This window comes from Parasphingorhabdus sp., assembly GCF_041748495.1.
GTDB lineage: Bacteria > Pseudomonadota > Alphaproteobacteria > Sphingomonadales > Sphingomonadaceae > Parasphingorhabdus.
Window position 1 is genome coordinate 1 of record NZ_JBGTDD010000139.1, and the last position, 18,483, is coordinate 18,483.

An 18,483-nucleotide genomic window follows, 5' to 3' on the forward strand; every position below is an offset into this window, starting at 1 on the left:
TTTCCGGTCTCGTGCCCATAGCGCGCGGAAGACATTCCGAGCCTTGTTCCCCATAAAGGGGAGGATATGGCAAATGGATCGCTGCCGTATAGTCCGCCTGGCCATCAGGCCATATGGTCTGATGCCAAGCGTACTATCCCAATGCGAGTCCAGACCGCAGACTGCCAAGATGACTGACTTTGTCACCATCGGACTTGCTGATACGCGCCATGGCCCGCGCGGCTTCGCTATTGGTTTGGAAGACCGGCTTAATCACCAATATATAATAGGCCAGACCGGAACCGGCAAATCAACGCTTCTTGCTCAAATGGCCATGCAGGACGCAAGGCTCGGGTATGGCTTTTGTCTGATCGATCCGCATGGCGATCTGGTTGACGAGCTTGCGAGCGCCTTGCCCGGTGATATCGTGCATTGGCGCGTGGGCGATCCCGATTGTCCGTTTGGCTATAATCCGCTTGCCCGCGTGCCTCAGGCCCTTCGCCCACTGGTAGCATCAGGCTTTGTCGAAACGCTCAAAAAACAATGGGCAGACAGCTGGGGGCCACGCATGGAGCATCTCTTGCGCCAAGCCGTGCTGGCACTGCTCGATCAACCCCGCGCGCATATCGGCGACATCGTCAGACTCTATGTCGACAAGGATTTCCGGCGTGAAGTGATAAGGCGTCTTGTCGATCCGCAGCTCCGCGCCTTCTGGACGGTTGAATTTGCGCGCATGAACTATCTGACCGCCGCCGACGGCGTTGCACCTATTGCCAACAAGGTAGGCGCCTTTCTTGCCAATCCGGTCGTACGCAAATCTTTGTGCGATCCTGAACAGCCGCTGCGTTTTCGCAGTGCGATGGATAAGGGCCAGATCATTCTTGTGAGCCTTGCCAAGGGGCGCGTGGGAGCCGACATTGCCAATGTCGTGGGCGGTCTGATAATGACCAATATTCTCAATGCAGCCATGACCCGTCACGACTTGCCCACGGACCAGCGAAGGCCCTTTTTCCTGTACGCTGATGAATTCCATGCCTTCACCACCGCCAGCATGGCCGACCTTTTGAGCGAGGCGCGCAAATATGGCTTGGGATTATGCGCTTCCCACCAGCATCTCTCACAAGCCGACAGCACGGTCATCGACGCGGTGATCGGCAATGCCGGAACACTCATTTCCCTGCGCATCGGAGCGCAGGACGCGCCGCTGATCGCGCGGCAATTTGGCGGTATTGAACCGCGCTATTTTACGCAGCTTCCCAACTATCGCGGTTTCGCGCAACTGATGTCAAAAGGTCGCAAGCTGCCTGTATTTTCCTTTTCAACCCTGCCGCCGACCACAAAACAGTGAATTGGAAGTTGCAAGCGGACTAGACAGGCGCTGTCCATCACATACCCTTAAGGCATGGACGAACGCTTGCTTGCATACTTAGAAATCTGTCGGGAAATTTATGAGCGCAGGGTGCGTGATGGCACTTGGCCGTGGCCAGTCGATTCGACGAATCCTGAGGATATGATAGAGTCGGAGTCCATCAACGACAGCAAAAAATGAAGCGGTGTTACGCATACATTCGCGTCTCCACGCTCCGACAAGGCGAAGGGGTTTCCCTGGAGGTGCAGCAAGCAGCTATCACTGATTTTGCGAGTCGTCAGAATCTCAGTATCGTGCGGTGGTTTGAAGAAAAAGAAACCGCTGCCAAATGTGGCCGACCGATCTTCACGCGGATGGTCAAAGAACTGAGGCAAGGCCGAGCCGATGCCTTAATAATCCACAAGCTCGACAGGCTGACCAGAAACCTGACTGAATATGCCAAAATTGGTGAACTGATTGACGCTGGAGTTGATGTCCATACCGCCGTTGATAGTCTTGATTTCCGTTCTCGAGGTGGCCGACTTACCGCCGAGATCCAAGCCGTGATTGCAGCTGACTACGTGCGCAACCTGCGCGAAGAAACCCTAAAGGGCATGAACGGTCGCTTGAAGCAGGGCCTGTATCCCTTTCGGGCACCGATCGGTTATCTCGATACCGGCCGCGGTCAGCCCAAGACACTTGATCCAGTGCGAGCGCCGCTAGTGCGAAAGGCATTTGAACTGTATGCGACCCGCCAGTATTCCATCAAGACTTTGCTACCGAAACTGCAAAGCTTGGGACTCACCAATCGGGTGGGTGGCCGATTATCCCTGCATGGGGTGGAGACCCTGCTCAACAACCCCTTCTATACGGGCGTGATCCGGATCAAGCGGAATGGTCAATCCTTCCCCGGTGTCCACGAGCGATTAATCAGCCCGGCCCTCTTTGAGCGGGTGCAGGAGATAAAATCCGGGAAATACGGACCTATGGTCACCAGACACAACCACACCTATCAAGGGCTATTTCGCTGTGGATTGTGTAACGGACCGATGGTGCCCGAGAGACAGAAAGGCACCGTCTACTATCGCTGCCCGAACACAGACTGCGCGACCAAGACGGTGCGTGAAGATGTTTTAGTGACCTCGATTGAAGCGTGCTTGTCGCAAGCTGAGTTGACCGAGACCAATGCTGAAGCGGCTACCAAGGAGATCGAACGCTGGGTTCGGGAAGCCAAGCATCGTGACACAGTGACTGGCCTGAAATTGCGGCAGGATAATTTAGAAGCCCGACAACATCGTCTCACTGATGCTCTGGTCGATGGCATGATCGAGAAAAACACTTTCAATGAACGTCAGCAGGCGTTGCTATTGGAAGCCGAAGCCTTGCGCCAAGAGCAAGCTTCCGCCGCGAATTACACCGCCAAAGCAGCCCACCTTAGGAGTGTCATCGAACTCACAAAAAGGCTGCAACAGAGCCACGAAATGGCCGATCGGGGCCAAAAGCGCAGAATCGTCGAAATGACCACATCGAACCGGATCGTCATTGAAAAAAATGTATATTTAGAGCCGCAAAATTGGCTTCAAGAGGTGAAAAAACTCGCTTCCACCCCCGCTGGTGACCCATCTCGGATTGAAGATCGAACTTTTGAAAGGATTATCGATAGATATGACGAATCTTTACAAAGAGTAGAAGAAAAGTTTCGTACCCGAACCCTTAGCCTGTAGCTTGTTACTAAGTTAATCAAGTGCGGCTCGCACCTCAGATCTCGGCGCGGGCTCTATAGTTGATAGGGCGAGGGCAAGCAAACCGATTGAAAACCATCACGAAAGCCCTATATATTAATTTGTTATCACCCGATTAAGGCATCTGACAGATTGAGTATTCGATTTCTAGATCGTTCGGCTAATGTAGATTTGGCAATGCTCACTGCCAAAGCCTTCTGCTATGGTATCCGGCCTTCTGAGGCGGCACTCAATCAACTAGGCCAGCTCTTCAACGAGAAGGGATTCATCCACGGAGTTCCCATTCAGTTGGAGTCCGGACGGATAATCAACACCGCACTTTTCGACGAATTTGTAAAGACAAGCCCATCAGTGCCGCTTGATTTCAACGGTGACGGCTTTTTCCTGCTTCATGAAGGCCATCGTGTCTTTTGCCGTCCGGTGGGTCAGCCAGACAGCCTATATAAATCCACTCCGTTCGGTGGGCTATGGGTAGACATTGTCCGCTTCCATGCACCCCAGACTCTTTTTGTAACACCACTCAGGGAATGCGTCTTCGCAACACAAGGTGAGATATGCCAGTTTTGTACATTCGTTGGCGATGCGATGAAGCCGTCTCCAGTTAGCCCTGTCGCTGACAAAATTATTGAGCTGATAGAGCGCCAAAACGGCGATCTAAACGTTGCTATCGGCAGTGGAACACCAAACCGGCAAGATTACGGTGCCCGATATTTTGCGCACCTAGCGGAGCTCATCTTTGACCGGACCGGCGCTGGAATCTCTGTCGAGATGGTGCCGCCAAAAGACACAGCTGACCTTCAACTCTTGAAAGATGCAGGCGTGTCTTCTTTAATAATGAGTATCGAGGTTTGGGACGAGGAGAAGCGGGTCATCTTCTGTCCTGGCAAGAGTGAGGTGAGCAAAAGTCAGTATATTGAGGCGTGGACTGAAGCAGTAAGCCTATTTGGGCGCGGCCAAGTGAGTAGCGTCGTGCTTGTTGGCCTAGATTCAAATGAGAGCGTAATTCGAGCAATCGATGAGCTCACTTCCATCGGTGTCGTGCCTACAATCATTCCATTCAGACCATATGATGAGTGTGAACTGCGTGGTGTCGATGTGACCTTGGTAGACGATTATGTGCTTTGTTCGCGTCACAACGCGGAAGCCCTATTAAAGCAACAACTCTCACCTTTTCAGCAGTCCGGTTGCACCAAGTGCCAGGGTTGTTCGATAGATGCGCCAGACTTCTGGGAACATGCTAGCTGACCATAGCCTTCGCAGCGATGTAGCCTGGCACCCCTGACACCAAACCCCCAGGCATTGCGCCTGAGGAAGAGAGGAACAGGTTTTTGATATCCGTTGTTGGGGGGACGTATCCCGGTAGGCCTCGTTCACCTAAGGAGTAGTCGAGTGTTAGACTGCCGTGGTCGACGTTTCCGAGACTCATCCCGAATTCGTTTGATAAGTGATTACTAGTCCAAATATCTTGGAATTGGATCCGATCCGGGAATTTTAGGAACAAGGCATCGAGTTGTCCCAGTACTGCACGTTCAACCTCAGTATGTACCGAAGATTGTCCTTCATCACGGTGCACACAATACATGAAGTAAACCGACATCGTGACGTGATCCTCACACGCCTGCGTCGAATCTATTATGGACGGAAACAAGACTTCAACATACGGTATATCGGAAAACCCATTTAGTTGTGCGTCTTGGTGTGCATTCTCCATCATTTGCAATGACGTCAGATTCGAAATCATTGTTCGCGATGCATCCACGTAAGCTTGAATCTCGGAATTCCGAAGATCAGGTACGCGGTCCAATAAGAACATCGCTTTGCCGCACATTCCTTTAAAGGATTCACGAGCCCATAATGATCTGAGATCGCGCCATGCACCCGAGGTGTGCCCTCCTGCGCGCAGCAAATTGGATGTTACTAGAGGGTCGCAGGCCGCAGCGATCAGGTCGGCGCCATAGAATTTGCCATCACTTGTGGTGACGCCGGTTACGACGCCATTCTCCATCTCCATTGAAGATACCTCTGCCGAGGTTACAATCGTGCACCCGTTGTCACTTAGAAATGAAGCTATCTCGTTGGTTAAATGCTCCATGCCACCTACCAACATTTCCCAACCTGGCTTTCCAGCCACTTGCATTTGATAGTAATATGGGAGGGCAAAGGCTGTTCCGACTTCATTGGGACTTCCGTTGAATAGGATCATTGATGAAGCCAGCGCGCCTTGAACCAATGGGTGCTCGAAATAGAAACTCAGGGTGGACGCGAGAGAACCGAGGGCAAAGTTTGAAGCAAAATTTGGGCCAAGCTTCTCCAAAGCCTTAGCAAACTTATGTAGAGTAAATTGGGGGTCTGCGCGATGGACCGCAAGCACCTCGGCTGCGGCCTTCATCTCACTCGTGAAAAGTCGATACTGATCAGCATCATTAGACGAGTATCGTGCGATTGATATGGCAGTTTCGTCGACGCTATCTGACATTACGATGCTCTCACCCGGACCCCCGCATAAGACCATCTGCACGTCGGGCCTAGCCGTTGCTAAGTTAATACCTGCCTGACCGAGATCGTTAGCAATCTCTGGATGGAGCATGCCGAAATGGGATGCTCCAGGGTATAGTCTGCATCCACATGCTTGATGCAGCGCGCGGCAGGCACCACCTGGGCGGCTTGCTCTTTCTAGGACAGTTACGTCGAATCCAGCTCTTTGCAGGTAAAACGCGCAGATTAGCCCATTGTGGCCTGCTCCAACTATCAATGCACGCCGCATCAGTAGTCGTATTCTCCGCTGCGCGGTGCCATAACAATCTCTTCGATACGGCAGTGCTTCCTTGCTGCAACGAGCGATACCACCTCACAGACGTCGAGAAGCGGGATACGGTCACCTCCGAATTCTTTTACGACTTCTTCAACCGGATCATCGATATCCCATTTCGCCTCAATCCAATCGGCATCGTATGTAGCGATATCTCCTGGATAGATTGACGTGACCTGGATTCCTTTTTCCGCAAAATCTCGGCGGATACTTCTCGCAAAGTGGCTGATCCCAGCCTTCGCTCCGGAAAACGCGGCAGGCCCATGGCTGCCTCGAAGTGCCCAATCTGTAGAGAAATAGATCAGCGTACTGCTTTCTGATTTTGCCAATGCCGGCTGAAGTTGCTTTGTGAACAACACCTGCGATGTAAATACAACATTTGCATACTCAATGATCTGATCTGTGTCGGTGCCACCCAAAGTCGCCTCTTCATCGGGGTCTGGCGCCGGGCTCGCCAGCATGACAGCAAGATCAATGGACGCAATATTCTCTGCGATCTCTTGAGCAACTGTGGCAGTCTCGACGGGTTTGGCAAAGTCCGCACAAAAGACCCAGGCATTTTGCCCTGCGGTACGGACTCTCTCGGCGGTCGCATCAAGCGCGGTTCTATCTCTGCCGACACAGGCTACATTGAAGCCTTCTCGTGAAAGATATATCGCGAGCGCCCGGCCGATTCCGCGACTAGCTCCAGTAATAACAGCAGTTTTCATAAGTACCTCATATTATAGATTTCTTGAAGGGATCGAAGACAAAGTGCCAACGATTAACTCGCAATGACGTGAGTTTAGAACCATGAAATAGTCATTTCCACCTTCTTGAATTGGTAAGTTCATGTAGCCCGCCATCTCCTTTGATCCAGCTCCAAGGGCTCCGAAGATTGCCATGTCCTGTGCTGAAATCAAATCGAACAGCGGGTCGTTTATTGCCAAAAAATCGATCTGATCAGACTGATAGAGGTCTTTCACCCTCTCAACTCGAGCTAGGATTGGCGGAATATCCGGTACCACGTAGGTGTATTTGATGCCTCTCGCGATATTGCCTTTCACAACATCGCCGAAAAGATCAGGATCAAGTTCCTCCTCCATTGACCTCGTAATGATCCAGATGCGAGAGGCTGTAGAAGCAGCTTCAATCTTCCGGAGGCGTTGTGACGTGATCAACCATGGGGCTTCTTTGATCACGTGCTCGCATACGAGCCTCTCGACCAAATCATCCATCTTCTTCGTTACGGGTTTTGAAAGATACCCGATCACCAACCCGGCAATTGCCAACAAGCACAGTACGACCAATGCGGAGCCGGCAACTAACCAATACCATTTTAGCGAGCTGGACACTGCGGAGAGGATCAACGAGATTATCGTGATCAACAATGTGATGAAGCCAGCAGCTACACTTGTGCTTATCAGGTCAATCTCGCCTCTCAGTCTTTCTAGCATTCCGCTCTCCGGATTTTGGTATTCGGGCCAACAAATAGACTTAGGTGGTTCCCAGAAGTTCGCTTGAAGCCCATCCGTGTGGCGATCTCAAGACCCTCACTCGTGATTGGACATGCATACCATTCACAATGGGCGAATTGCTGGTATCGGCGGTAAGCGCGACGCAAGAGTGATTGCCGAGCCATTTGCTTGGACCACGGCGCGGCGGCAATTACCTCAAAGAACATTGCCCGCGCTTGCGTGACATCTCTACAGACCAAATTTGGTGGGATGTCTCGCAAGCTGGTTAACCCCTCATCTTGAACAAGGCTTACTGCCTTCTCGGTGAGGGGGGCAATGCATAAGTACCCCTGTACTATCCCTCCACAGACCTGTACTTCAATAAGTGTACCAATAAGATCGCGATAATTCAAGAAAAAGCGTTTATCGAAGGTATCGCTATATTCTGGGAATATTATTCTTTCAAGGCGTACTATATCCGCCCAATCCGAATATTTAGCTGGACGGTATTTTAGCATGTTCGCCTTCCCGAATGCGCGTGATTGACTAGCCCATGTGGCGCTTGAACGCCACCAAATATTGAGCAAAAATTCTCCATGTCTCAGTTTCTAGCGACCATATAGCATTGATCATTTGCGACAATGACTATAAAATTCTCGCCCAAGAAGAGACGGGCGATGAGTCAGACTTAGAACTGCGATCATCGGGAGAATCAGGTTATCGCTCGACCATTAGAAATGTGGCCGGATTGCTTTGCGGAGATGCCGCAACGAGTCTTCGCAAACTACCCGATTTTTCAGTCATTGATCAGCCAGAAGATAATCTCGGCAATGACTCAATATTCAAGTTTTCGCTAATTGTATTCACGAAACTAAAAAAAATCGGCAGATTATGATGGTCACCCATAATCCAAACCTAGCGGTTGGTGCAGATGCGAAACAAGTGATATTTAAAATTGGATAAATCTAACAATTATCGCTTTCATTATAAATCGGGCTCGATCGAGAATCCTAAGATCAACAAAAAAATTGTAGATGTTTTGGCAGGATCGCAACCGGCATTCGTAAAACGCCGTTTGAAATATGGCATCAGACTGATCTTGAGACGAACCTTAAAATATGGAGCCTATACCGAGCCTAAGCCCTTGAAGCCCTTTCAATTTTTTCACTAAGATATTGAAAATATTGGTGCGCCCGACAGGATTCGAACCTGTGGCCTCCAGATTAGGAATCTGATGCTCTATCCGACTGAGCTACGGGCGCCTGATACGAGCCGGTTTAGACGTATCGGCTGGCGCATGCCACAATCAATTTTTCGATTCAGGCGGTAAAACGGGAAGTGGGAGAGGAAGCGCCGCGATGCCCTCTTCCGCCAAATCGGCAACTTCTTCCTGCGACGCCGTACCGTGGATCGGTTTTTCATCGGCATCGCCATAATGGATATCCCGGGCCCGGTCGGCAAATTTATCGCCAACCCATTCGGAATTGGCGAGCATTTTCTCTTGCGCCTTGGCCAGCTTGCCAAACATTTCCTGATATTCGGCCGGTACGGTCACCCTGCTGCTGACGGCTTGCGCTTCAGGGGGATTGGCCGCTTCCACTTCTGATTTCGAAGTAGCAGATTGCTGATTGCCTTTTCGGCTTAAGTTCGGGGCCATAACCGCCTTGGTAATATTTTTGCTGCCGCAAACCGGACAGTCCAGCAATCCGCGATCCTGTTGATCTGCGTAGTCCTTGGAAGATCCAAACCAACCTTCAAACCGGTGCCTCGCGTCCGCGCAAATCAAGTCAAAAATGATCATGACGTTTTGACCGGCGGTTCGAACCACGTGCGATTGGCAACGGCAGGAATACGCGAACGGACCTGTTCGATTTTCCTCAAATCCAGATCACAAAAACCAAGCCCGGTCTGCTCACCCATATCGAGCAAGATTTCACCCCAGGGATCAATCACCATGGAATGCCCGTAGGTTGCGCGTCCGTCCTCATGGCGGCCAGATTGCGCCGCAGCCACAACAAACGCCCCGGCTTCAATCGCGCGTGCGCGCAGCAATATTTCCCAATGGGCCTCTCCGGTCGGAACCGTGAACGCGGCGGGAATCGACAGAATATCGGCACCGGCATTGGTCAAGGCATCGTACAGCGACGAGAAACGAAGATCATAGCAGATGGACAATCCCAAAACAGCATTGGGGATTGGTGCCACAACGGCACTTTGGCCGCCTGCATAAGCAGAGGATTCGCGGAGCGATTCATCGGGAGTGAGGTCGACGTCAAACAGATGGATTTTGTCGTAGCGTGCCGTAATTTCACCTTCGGGATTGATGAGATAAGAGCGATTGAACCATTTTCCATCCGAATTATCGGCAGTCTTTATTGCCAGCGAGCCAAGCTGTACCCAGACTCGGCATTTTATGGCTTCAGCGCGAACGGTCGACAACACATCATCATCCTGTTCACTCTGGATGACCGCCGCCGCGCGGGATCGATCCCGGTCCAACAGGCCGCTCATTTCCGGCGTGAAAACCATTTCCGCACCACCAGCCGCTGCTTCAGCGATGTGCGTACGGAGCCGACTGGCATTTTCAGCCGGATCGATACCGCTGCACATTTGGACAAGCGCGATTTTCAAAGCAGATCAGCTGGCGAGCAATGCATCGAGTTCGCCCGACCTGTCCAATGCGGCAAGATCGTCGGAACCTCCGATATGACGGTCATCAATGAATATCTGCGGCACGGTAGTCCTGCCGCCGGCCCGCTGAATCATCTCTTCACGCTTCGTGCCACCCATTGTGATATCGGTCTCTTCGAAACGCACATTTTTTTCTTCAAGCAAGGCTTTGGCCCGGAAGCAGAAACCGCAGGTAAATTTAGTGTATATTTCAACTTTCGACATATTTCGCTCTTTCTACCGTCAGTCTGCAAATGGGCCTTTGGCGACAAAAATTCAAGCGATCGCTATAGGATGAGCCTTCTAGCCATTTTCAAAACTGCTTATAACCCGGGCCCAGCAGAAGACGAACACTTGTTCTGCCCCCGCTTTTTTGAGCAACCGGGCACAAGCATTGCTTGTTGATCCGCTGGTGTAAACATCGTCGATCAGCAGGATTGATTTACCGGCCAGAGATGCTTGCGCATCGTTGCAAAGCGCGAATGCCGCATCCACAGTTTTTCGCCGTTGCGGTCCGCTCATGCCTCTAAGTGGAGGAGTAATCTTGCAGCGAGAAATAAGATTATAGTTCATAGCAATAGCGGAAATGCGGGCAAGTTCGCGGCCAATCAGAACCGACTGGTTGAACCCGCGCCGCCAGAGTCGGGTTGGGTGGAGTGGAACCGGAACGATGAGCGCATTGTCAGAACATTCAGCAACAAATTTTTGCAAATGTTCGGCAATCAATTTTGCGATCCCCAGCCGGGTGCCATATTTCAAACGCATCGGAAGCAACGAGCTGAGATCATCATAACGTACCACAGCGCGAACTCCATCATGGACAGGTGGTTCTGTCAGACATTTTCCGCACAGGCTATCCTCCAAATGCTCGAAGGGCAAAGGCAAGCCGCAGGCTACGCACCAAGGCTTGGCCAGAAAATCCATTTGTTGCCAGCAAGACAAGCAGAAGCGGTTATCGGCATCCACGGTTACACCACAAATCGGACATCGTGGCGGCAAAGCATAATCGATCAATGGTCTGAGCAAGGCTTTGAACGGCATTTGCTCTTTTTGTCCAACGCTTCTAATGCCACAAGACCGATGACCGATACAGTCAATGTTCCCGAAGTTTTTAACCGTAAGCGAAGGCGTATCGTCCGTGATCGCGCCTATGCGCGTGCGAAGGGTGAGGATTTCTTCTCGCAGATCATGGCTGAAGACATTTTGGAACGGCTGGATGTCGTGAAGCGCAAATTTCAGAGAGCGCTGATAATCGGCCTTCCCGCAACCAAGCTAGGAGCCGAACTGGAATTGCGCGGTATGCTCGTTGTTGTCGCGGATTCCAGCGCAATACTATCTCGGGTTCGGGGCGGCGTGCAATGCGATGATGACCGCTTGCCGTTCGCAGATCACAGCTTTGATCTGGTTATCAACATTGGCTCCCTCGACACCATCAATGACCTGCCGGGCGCACTTGTCCTGATCCGTCGGATATTGAGGCCCGATGGATTGATGCTGGCCGCCATGCTTAGTGCAGAAAGCTTTCCATCACTGAAATCTGTGATGATCGAAGCCGAAGGCAGCCATGTTTCAGCACATATTCATCCCCAGATTGATGTGAGGACGGCAGGCGATCTCATCGCCCGTGCGGGATTAACAATGCCGGTGGCAGACAGCGATCACTTGCAACTGAAATATTCCAGTCTTCAACGCTTGATTGCCGACATCAGAGATACGGGAGGAAGCAATATCATGTCGGGACGACTTTTGGCCATTCGACGCACCGTCTATGGATCGATGCAAACCTTGTTTCAGGCTCGCTCCCAACCCGATGGAAAATTCGCGGAAAGCGTCACTATTCTATATCTGTGCGCCTGGGCACCACATCCAGACCAGCCGAAACCGGCGCGCCGAGGCAGCGGACAGGTTTCTCTCTCCTCTACTTTATCCAGTAAAGCCTAACACCGATCCACGACAATAGAAGGGTTACTGAGCGAGGCCGACAGCTTGCGAACCAAGGGGCCATCAGCCGGTGGCATGGGAAGTGTAGGGATTGCATCGACCAGCAACCATTGCAAATCCAACATATCCTCGCTGTGTATATGCCCGGTCCACTTGCGACATATATATAAGAGAAGGATCAAATGCTGATCCTCCACAGCCTCGCTGGCGAAAGCAACCGGCTCCAAATCCAGTTCATTGACATCGATATTCAATTCTTCGTTCAGCTCACGAACCATTGCCGCTTCGGGAGTCTCGCCAATTTCGACTTTGCCGCCGGGAAACTCCCAGAGACCGGCCATTGGCTTGCCTTCCGGTCGCTTTTGCAGGAGAATTGCGCCATTTTTATCGATTAGTGCAGCGGCAGCGACAAACAGATATGTCGGATTTTTTTCCATTTTTTTATCCGATCTAAGGATTTTGTTAATCCCTTTCTGTGAAACGGGTCCTGTTCTGAACTAGCAGAACTTTATCGGCGTTGAGAGAGACATGATAGATCTTTTGAAAAAATTGTGTCTTTCTGACGAGGGTGCGACAGCTGTTGAATACGGTTTGATATTGGCTCTCATTGCACTGGCAACTATTGTTGCGATTTCCGGTGTAGCCAATGAAACTGGCGGCATGTGGGATGACGTTGCCAATCAGGTAACTGAAGTTTCGTAAATATAGCTTTCGCGTTTAAATTTTTGGTAAGGTTTCTGCTCTAGAGTTCTGAACATTGGACGAAATTTTGGTCCAATTGGGTAAGTGAAGTTTGTCAAATCTAGGAGACCAGACATGAAATTCGTACGTAAAATGTTCAAGAATGAAGAAGGCGCAACGGCTATTGAATATGGCCTGATCGCTGCTCTGATCGCAGTTGCAGCTATTGTTGCAATGGGTCAGTTGGGCAACACCCTCAGCAACACCTTCGGTGATGTAGAAAACTCAATGTCTGAACGCCCTGCTTAATCTTCGGATTATTCAAGAAAAAAGGACGGCAGCCTTCGGGCTGCCGTCTTTTTTGTGTCTGGGACAATCAATAGGTTACAATTTTCACTTTTTGGCCAGCCTGTAGCCGGTCAGTCGCGTTCAATCTGTTCAACACCAGGAACCGTTCCTGCCGGTTATCCGTATAAGCCATTCGCGACGATAAGCTTGCAATCGTATCTCCAGTTCTGACGGTTACGATATCAACTTTGCGCGGTCTGATCGCAGCCGCTTCGCTAGCGGAAAGCCTTATGACGCTTCGATACATTGGCGTAAAAACCGCTGCGCTTCCTGCAGGGGCGATTGTCACGAAATGGAACGCACTGCTTCTCGAAAATTCATAGGCAAAAACAGTCACATCGACGGGACCGTTATTGCTTTCAACCCTCGCCATCGCGTAGGATGCAGGAATCCCATTGACTGTCATTCTTTCAATGGAGCCGGGGGAAATGGTTTGACCTTCACCCGAGAGTGTCTGAAAGGCCGCCGCAATATATGTCGCCATATTGCCGTTATAGGCACCGGTGGTAAATTGCCCTTGGCCGCCAGACCCGGTGATCGATACGGCACGCGCTCCATTCTGCATGGAATAGCCGCCGGGAACGGTGAATTTAAGCTTCAGGTCTGGATGAAGAAAGCTGTTACCTTCGATTACCCCTTGCTTGGGATCATCACCATATAGGATCCCGTCAAGATTGTTCAGAAACTGATCGCGATTGCGAATGCCGCCGGATGTCGCCAATTTACCGGCGTTTGTTGCAGCACGCGACACTCTGCGCGCTGGGTCTGGATGAGTACTTGCCCATTCCGGCGCGCTGCGAGCATCGCGTCCCGCCGCGCGTGCGTCGATCGCGGATTGCGCGGCGAGCGAATAAAGCATTGATGACAGAGCCTGCGGGTCGTAACCGGCCGAAGCCAGATAGCGGATACCCAAATCATCAGCTTCATATTCCTGCGTACGCGAGTATTTCAGGGTCAATAACTGGCTGCCTGTGCCAAAAATTTCCTGTCCGATACGCCCAAGAGACGAATCCCCCAGTATCACTTGAGACCCAATTTGTCCCAAAATGCCCAGAATACTGTTGCGCGTAGCCGCACTTTGTCGCTTTTCACTATGTCTGGCGGCGACATGACCGACTTCGTGACCCAGCACAGCAGCCATCTCCGCTTCATCATTCATCAACGCCATTAGCTGCCGGGTGAGATAGACATATCCACCTGGTATAGCGAAAGCGTTATTTACCGGGCTGTTCAACAGCGTCACGGTAAAGTCACTGCGAGCGTTTCCAAGGCCCGATTGTACTGCAATATTCTGTCCCACGCCGACGACATAAGCGACTTGCGGTCCAGTATAAGCGCCGCCAAATTGTTCAAGCAATTGCGGATGAGCCTCTGCACCTTTCCGCTTTTCCGAAGCCGAAATCGACCGAGCTTCGCCCGCTTGACTGCCCGCCGACTCCACGGCGCCAGCATCCGCTCCACCGCCCGTGCAAGAAGCCAAGGCGATAATGGCCACGGCACTCATAAGCTTTGACGAAAATTGTCTCATATCAGGCTCCTCTTTGTGTCTGTGAAAAGAACGTGTCACCTGGCAAAGGGTTCCACTTCCAGAGTGTCTGTCCATTGGATCCGGCAAATGGAGGCTCCAGAATCTCTGGTTTAAAGCGCGCCGATCTGGAGGAATTTTTCACGCCGCATCTTTCTCAACGTTTCTCGACCATGACTTTCGAGCCGCGCAAACTCTTCTTCGATCGCAGCGCTCAAAGATGCGATCGCCAACGACTGGTCGCGATGTGCGCCCCCCACTGGCTCCTCGACTATTCGGTCGATAACTCCTAGATTCTTGAGGTTCTGGGCCGTGATTTGCATTGCATCTGCGGCCACATCAGCCTTGTCTCCCGTGCGCCACAGAATGGAAGCGCAGCCCTCGGGTGAAATGACTGAATAAACCGCATGTTCAAACATGAGGACGCGTTCGGCAGCGGCCAAAGCCACGGCACCACCCGATCCGCCTTCGCCAACAATGATCGCCACCATCGGAACACCCAGTGAGAGGCATTTTTCGGTCGAACGGGCGATTGCCTCAGCTTGTCCCCTCTCTTCTGCCGACACGCCTGGAAATGCGCCCGATGTGTCAATCAACGTTAGGACTGGCAGCGAGAACCGGTCGGCGATATCCATCAGGCGAATGGCCTTGCGATATCCTTCGGGTTTTCCCATCCCGAAATTGTGCCGCAGGCGACTTTCGGTATCGTCGCCCTTTTCATGGCCAATGACAACCAACCGGCGATCTCCCGCGCGAGCAAAGCCGCCTAGAATAGCCTGGTCGTCTCCAAAGTTACGGTCGCCACCTAGAGGAATGAACTCGTCAAACAGGCCTTCCGTAAAATCCTTAAAATGAGGCCGCTCCGGATGACGGGCAACTTGCGTTTTTTGCCACGGGGTCAATTTCGCGTAAGTTTCCGCCAGCATTTTGGCTGATTTGGCCTGCAGTTTCTCGATTTCCGTCTGGATATCGAGAGAACCTTCATCCGCGGTATCCTTTAGTTCCAGAATACGGGATTCAAGAGCCGCAATGGGTTTTTCAAAATCGAGATAAGATGTCATGAAAAAGGGTTAGAACCGGACAAGCTAAACGTCAACGCGCCAGATCCAGTTGACCCAATGGATGGCGATTATTCACCAGTTCGACCAAGCGTGCGCTGTCGATATGCGTATAGATCTGGGTCGTGCTGATGTCGCTATGCCCTAGCAATGTCTGCAACGCTCTTAAGTCTGCACCGCCTTCCAGCAGATGGGTAGCGAAGGCATGCCGCAAGATATGCGGACTGATTTTTCCCGGATTGACCCCTGCCTTGACAGCATGCTCCTTTATAATTTGAAAGAGCCTTACACGGCTGATGTGGCCTGTTCTCGACGGAAAAAGCCATTTCTCCTTTGATTCAACCAGCTCAGCCCAGCGGCGCACAGCAATCCGAGCCTGTTCCGAAATCGGCACCATCCGCTCTTTTTCTCCCTTGCCCTTGATGATCATATAGGGCCGGTCACCAGTGATTGACGTCCGCTGTAAACCCACAAGTTCACTTGCCCTGAGTCCGGAACCATATAGCAGTTCCAGGATTGCAGAGAGCCTGACAATCGAGGGCTTGATGGGTTTTCGAGCTAGTCCTTCAGCAATCAATTGGAATAAAAGTGCAATTTCTTCGTGAGACAGGGTCTTGGGCAATGAACGCACCAATCCCGGTCTGGGAAGAGCATCGGAGGGATCATTTCCTCGGAACCCTTCTTCCACGAGAAACCCGAAAAAGCGTCGCAAGCTTGAAGATTTGCGAGCGACCGTACTATTTTGCAGCATACGCCAGTGCGTGGGCAATTTGCCAATCATCTGCCGATCTGCTTTGGACAATTGTCCGTCAGTGATCACCGATGCTTGCTCCAAATCTGTTCGATAGGCCGACAAAGTATGCTGAGAGGCGCTGGCTTCCGCCACGAGCATTTCAAGAAATCGTTCGATCAGGCTTGCGTCATCGCTCATATCGGGCAGCAATAGACCTCATGGACGGCAAAGCAAAGTCTAAGTCCGGGTCAAAGCTTCCGCCGCTATCATGCGCGCTTCAGGCTCTAGGCCGACGCGTTTCAGGCTCTGGGTGATATGATAGAGGTGCAATGGCGACATCGCGTTCCATGTCCGGCCTTGCATGCCAACTGCGACGAGCAATGCTACCGTTCCCTGCTGGCCGCGTCGAGCAGCCGACTGGATAGCTCTCGTCCATTTGCTGGAGCGACTTAGGTCCACGTTCAAATCACTTGCAAAATCATCAATCGTTTCTTGGTTGGCTCTGCCGAGGCCAGCAACCGCTGCCAGCAGAAATTTGCTGCGAAGTTGGTCCGGACTGACATCATTGTCACCAAAATCGTCCAATGCTCCATAGGAAACTGGCATGTTGGTTGGCGAAGCTACCGCCAACAACGCCCAACCTTCACTGCCCTGATCTACAACATTGGCCCATCTTATGGCGCTGCGGTCCAGTCCGGCGGAGAGCATGGAAGCGATAAGATTCGCGCTTTCCTCTTTCAACGCATCCGCCGGCGGAATCCTTGCTGCAGCGCGTGCGGTCAATATCTTTGACGAATATCCGGTTAGCGAACCATCCGACCGGGCCCATAAATCACGCATTGCAGCCAAGCGGCTTTCCGCAGTGTCATTCATATAGGCTTGACGCAGAACCGACGCCAAGGCCTTGCGATCATCGCTCACTTCAGGGTCATCATAGGCCGCAGCATAAAGATCGACCATCGCCTGATTCGAAAAAACACCGATTGCTGCGGCGATATCGACCGCTTTCATCCGCGACTCGATCGAAAGCATAGGTGCCCGTGCGCGCCAACCCTGCACATGCCGACCGGCCTGAGTATATAATCGATCCGGTGGCTCGACTCCTGTCGCTGCACCCAAGCCGTAACGCCAGTTGTTGAAATATTCGATATCATCCCACAGAATCGATACGGCTCTACGGCCTTCGAAGCCGGCACCTATCGTCTTTTCTGCCAGCAGATAATCGATCCCCGTTGCTGCATTGTCGCGCCTTGCTTGCTGGAGCAGGCTGGTCGCCCGGCTCTGCTCACCAGTAAGAGAAGCGCAGATCGGACGGAACATAACCCAGGTAGGTGCATCGCTTACTCCCGCACCACCATCGACAAATGGACATATTCCCGCTGGATCCGCTGTTGCCAGATGGGCCTGCATTGCGACTTCGTAAAGTCGGGGGGTAAAATTGCTACCATCCACTTTCAGCACCAGAGCGCGAGCCGCATCAGCTTCACCCATACGCAACAGCCGCCAGGCACGTTCGGCGGTCCAGTCTGCAGGATTTACATTTTCGGGACTCACGACCTTGCTGAGCAAGGCGCGACGAAGCAATATCGAACCCCAACGGGAAACAATCGGGCCATTTAAATTTCTGATCAAGTTGGTCAGATATTGACCACCCTCCTCGCCGAAGGCATCCTTGCCCAACCCGTTATGACGCGGAGTCAAAACCCCAATTTCGGTCATTGAACGTCGTTCGCTTGCGGTCATGGTATATTGAGGCTGCAGCGCAGCATCGAGCGCTTCCAGATCAAGCTCGCCATTTTCATCCAGCGGCAAAAATGGCAAACTTCGGTCAGTTTGTGCAACAGTCTGATCTCCATCAGTCCCGCTTGATGGTTCATTTGGCTGAGGCGCGACAGGCCGTATCGGCACAGGGCCGGGAGCAGGGCTTGGAGCGGGTACGGGCGCTGATCTGGGAGCCGGAGCGGGTTCCCCGAATCCGGGTGGCAGCAAAGATTCCGGAGAATTCTGCCCCGACACCGGAATCGCCAGCACGAGCGCCCCGAGGCTGATAGCAGCTAAAGATATATGCTTGATACGCATAGGCATCTTATTGCAGATCGTCACCAATTACGGGTTTTTCAACCGGTTGCAGGGGCTGTTCGACATCCATCGAAGCCAGAAAAAATGCCGCGCCGATCAGGATCACGACAAACAAAGCTAAAAAAACCAACGAA

General features: G+C 51.9%; 19 protein-coding genes and 1 tRNA gene. 6 read left to right on the forward strand and 14 right to left on the reverse strand.

The window, feature by feature from the left end; genetic code table 11:
- The first annotated feature begins 169 nt into the window (after positions 1–169).
- The 3 genes from ACEW8J_RS12245 (at position 170) to ACEW8J_RS12255 (ending at position 4,314) form a co-directional block, all read left to right on the forward strand.
- Complete coding sequence (locus tag ACEW8J_RS12245) at positions 170–1,327, forward strand: type IV secretory system conjugative DNA transfer family protein (protein ID WP_373491927.1); 1,158 nt, start codon at positions 170–172, stop codon at positions 1,325–1,327.
- Positions 1,328–1,524: 197 nt separating this feature from the next.
- The gene (locus tag ACEW8J_RS12250; RefSeq protein ID WP_373491928.1) at positions 1,525–3,051 is read left to right on the forward strand and encodes a recombinase family protein; all 1,527 of its coding nucleotides are present in this window, start codon (positions 1,525–1,527) and stop codon (positions 3,049–3,051) included.
- A gap of 150 nt (positions 3,052–3,201) precedes the next feature.
- Entirely contained in the window at positions 3,202–4,314 is a 1,113-nt protein-coding gene (locus ACEW8J_RS12255; RefSeq protein WP_373491929.1) for a radical SAM protein, read from the forward strand.
- On the opposite strand, the gene ACEW8J_RS12260 is transcribed toward ACEW8J_RS12255, so the two are convergent.
- The 8 genes from ACEW8J_RS12260 to ACEW8J_RS12295 all read right to left on the reverse strand — a co-directional run bounded on the left by ACEW8J_RS12260 (position 4,307) and on the right by ACEW8J_RS12295 (position 11,025).
- Positions 4,307–5,833, reverse strand: coding sequence for a phytoene desaturase family protein (locus ACEW8J_RS12260; protein ID WP_373491930.1), 1,527 nt, complete (start codon positions 5,831–5,833; stop codon positions 4,307–4,309). The two genes, ACEW8J_RS12255 and ACEW8J_RS12260, sit on opposite strands and share 8 nt — an antisense overlap.
- Complete coding sequence (locus tag ACEW8J_RS12265) at positions 5,833–6,588, reverse strand: SDR family NAD(P)-dependent oxidoreductase (protein ID WP_373491931.1); 756 nt, start codon at positions 6,586–6,588, stop codon at positions 5,833–5,835. The genes ACEW8J_RS12260 and ACEW8J_RS12265 overlap by 1 nt, the downstream gene beginning before the upstream one ends.
- 12 nt (positions 6,589–6,600) lie before the next feature.
- On the reverse strand, positions 6,601–7,314 hold the full coding sequence (locus tag ACEW8J_RS12270; protein WP_373491932.1) for a hypothetical protein: 714 nt from the start codon (positions 7,312–7,314) through the stop codon (positions 6,601–6,603).
- Between the two features lie 1,185 nt (positions 7,315–8,499).
- A tRNA-Arg gene (locus ACEW8J_RS12275) sits at positions 8,500–8,576 on the reverse strand.
- 44 nt (positions 8,577–8,620) lie between these two features.
- On the reverse strand, positions 8,621–9,115 hold the full coding sequence (locus ACEW8J_RS12280; protein ID WP_373491933.1) for a DUF1178 family protein: 495 nt from the start codon (positions 9,113–9,115) through the stop codon (positions 8,621–8,623).
- A complete protein-coding gene (locus ACEW8J_RS12285) occupies positions 9,112–9,945 on the reverse strand; it encodes a carbon-nitrogen hydrolase family protein (protein WP_373491934.1) in 834 nt (277 codons plus the stop codon). Before ACEW8J_RS12285 ends, ACEW8J_RS12280 begins: the two co-directional genes overlap by 4 nt.
- 6 nt (positions 9,946–9,951) lie before the next feature.
- Entirely contained in the window at positions 9,952–10,209 is a 258-nt protein-coding gene (gene grxC / locus ACEW8J_RS12290; RefSeq protein ID WP_373491935.1) for a glutaredoxin 3, read from the reverse strand.
- A gap of 78 nt (positions 10,210–10,287) precedes the next feature.
- Positions 10,288–11,025 (reverse strand): ComF family protein, encoded by a 738-nt coding sequence (locus tag ACEW8J_RS12295; protein WP_373491936.1) that lies wholly within the window; start codon positions 11,023–11,025, stop codon positions 10,288–10,290.
- Positions 11,026–11,064: 39 nt separating this feature from the next.
- Here ACEW8J_RS12295 and ACEW8J_RS12300 point away from each other — a divergent pair, with 39 nt between their 5' ends.
- Entirely contained in the window at positions 11,065–11,925 is an 861-nt protein-coding gene (locus tag ACEW8J_RS12300) for a class I SAM-dependent methyltransferase (protein WP_373491937.1), read from the forward strand.
- Here ACEW8J_RS12300 and ACEW8J_RS12305 read toward each other — a convergent pair.
- A complete protein-coding gene (locus tag ACEW8J_RS12305; RefSeq protein WP_373491938.1) occupies positions 11,922–12,362 on the reverse strand; it encodes a (deoxy)nucleoside triphosphate pyrophosphohydrolase in 441 nt (146 codons plus the stop codon). The genes ACEW8J_RS12300 and ACEW8J_RS12305 overlap by 4 nt on opposite strands.
- A gap of 91 nt (positions 12,363–12,453) precedes the next feature.
- Between ACEW8J_RS12305 and ACEW8J_RS12310 the strand changes: the two genes are divergently transcribed.
- The gene (locus ACEW8J_RS12310) at positions 12,454–12,627 is read left to right on the forward strand and encodes a Flp family type IVb pilin (RefSeq protein ID WP_373491939.1); all 174 of its coding nucleotides are present in this window, start codon (positions 12,454–12,456) and stop codon (positions 12,625–12,627) included.
- A 114-nt stretch (positions 12,628–12,741) separates the two neighbouring features.
- On the forward strand, positions 12,742–12,915 hold the full coding sequence (locus tag ACEW8J_RS12315) for a Flp family type IVb pilin (protein ID WP_373491940.1): 174 nt from the start codon (positions 12,742–12,744) through the stop codon (positions 12,913–12,915).
- A gap of 67 nt (positions 12,916–12,982) precedes the next feature.
- On the opposite strand, the gene ACEW8J_RS12320 is transcribed toward ACEW8J_RS12315, so the two are convergent.
- The 5 genes from ACEW8J_RS12320 to ACEW8J_RS12340 form a co-directional block, all read right to left on the reverse strand.
- On the reverse strand, positions 12,983–14,482 hold the full coding sequence (locus ACEW8J_RS12320) for a M48 family metalloprotease (protein ID WP_373491941.1): 1,500 nt from the start codon (positions 14,480–14,482) through the stop codon (positions 12,983–12,985).
- Between the two features lie 110 nt (positions 14,483–14,592).
- Positions 14,593–15,540 (reverse strand): acetyl-CoA carboxylase carboxyltransferase subunit alpha, encoded by a 948-nt coding sequence (locus tag ACEW8J_RS12325; protein ID WP_373491942.1) that lies wholly within the window; start codon positions 15,538–15,540, stop codon positions 14,593–14,595.
- A 31-nt stretch (positions 15,541–15,571) separates the two neighbouring features.
- On the reverse strand, positions 15,572–16,468 hold the full coding sequence (locus ACEW8J_RS12330; RefSeq protein WP_373491943.1) for a tyrosine recombinase: 897 nt from the start codon (positions 16,466–16,468) through the stop codon (positions 15,572–15,574).
- Positions 16,469–16,507: 39 nt separating this feature from the next.
- A complete protein-coding gene (locus tag ACEW8J_RS12335) occupies positions 16,508–18,091 on the reverse strand; it encodes a hypothetical protein (protein WP_373491944.1) in 1,584 nt (527 codons plus the stop codon).
- A gap of 265 nt (positions 18,092–18,356) precedes the next feature.
- On the reverse strand, positions 18,357–18,479 hold the full coding sequence (locus ACEW8J_RS12340; protein WP_373491945.1) for a hypothetical protein: 123 nt from the start codon (positions 18,477–18,479) through the stop codon (positions 18,357–18,359).
- Between the last annotated feature and the right edge of the window lie 4 nt (positions 18,480–18,483).

What these genes read in the sequence shown, in the direction of transcription:
- ACEW8J_RS12245 (WP_373491927.1), top strand. Translation starts at nt 170, where the DNA reads ATGACTGACTTTGTCACCATCGGACTTGCTGATACGCGCCATGGCCCG.
- ACEW8J_RS12250 (WP_373491928.1), top strand. Translation starts at nt 1,525, where the DNA reads ATGAAGCGGTGTTACGCATACATTCGCGTCTCCACGCTCCGACAAGGC.
- ACEW8J_RS12260 (WP_373491930.1), bottom strand. Translation starts at nt 5,833, where the DNA reads ATGCGGCGTGCATTGATAGTTGGAGCAGGCCACAATGGGCTAATCTGC.
- ACEW8J_RS12265 (WP_373491931.1), bottom strand. Translation starts at nt 6,588, where the DNA reads ATGAAAACTGCTGTTATTACTGGAGCTAGTCGCGGAATCGGCCGGGCG.
- ACEW8J_RS12270 (WP_373491932.1), bottom strand. Translation starts at nt 7,314, where the DNA reads ATGCTAGAAAGACTGAGAGGCGAGATTGACCTGATAAGCACAAGTGTA.
- ACEW8J_RS12280 (WP_373491933.1), bottom strand. Translation starts at nt 9,115, where the DNA reads ATGATCATTTTTGACTTGATTTGCGCGGACGCGAGGCACCGGTTTGAA.
- grxC (WP_373491935.1), bottom strand. Translation starts at nt 10,209, where the DNA reads ATGTCGAAAGTTGAAATATACACTAAATTTACCTGCGGTTTCTGCTTC.
- ACEW8J_RS12295 (WP_373491936.1), bottom strand. Translation starts at nt 11,025, where the DNA reads ATGCCGTTCAAAGCCTTGCTCAGACCATTGATCGATTATGCTTTGCCG.
- ACEW8J_RS12300 (WP_373491937.1), top strand. Translation starts at nt 11,065, where the DNA reads ATGACCGATACAGTCAATGTTCCCGAAGTTTTTAACCGTAAGCGAAGG.
- ACEW8J_RS12305 (WP_373491938.1), bottom strand. Translation starts at nt 12,362, where the DNA reads ATGGAAAAAAATCCGACATATCTGTTTGTCGCTGCCGCTGCACTAATC.
- ACEW8J_RS12310 (WP_373491939.1), top strand. Translation starts at nt 12,454, where the DNA reads ATGATAGATCTTTTGAAAAAATTGTGTCTTTCTGACGAGGGTGCGACA.
- ACEW8J_RS12315 (WP_373491940.1), top strand. Translation starts at nt 12,742, where the DNA reads ATGAAATTCGTACGTAAAATGTTCAAGAATGAAGAAGGCGCAACGGCT.
- ACEW8J_RS12320 (WP_373491941.1), bottom strand. Translation starts at nt 14,482, where the DNA reads ATGAGACAATTTTCGTCAAAGCTTATGAGTGCCGTGGCCATTATCGCC.
- ACEW8J_RS12325 (WP_373491942.1), bottom strand. Translation starts at nt 15,540, where the DNA reads ATGACATCTTATCTCGATTTTGAAAAACCCATTGCGGCTCTTGAATCC.
- ACEW8J_RS12330 (WP_373491943.1), bottom strand. Translation starts at nt 16,468, where the DNA reads ATGAGCGATGACGCAAGCCTGATCGAACGATTTCTTGAAATGCTCGTG.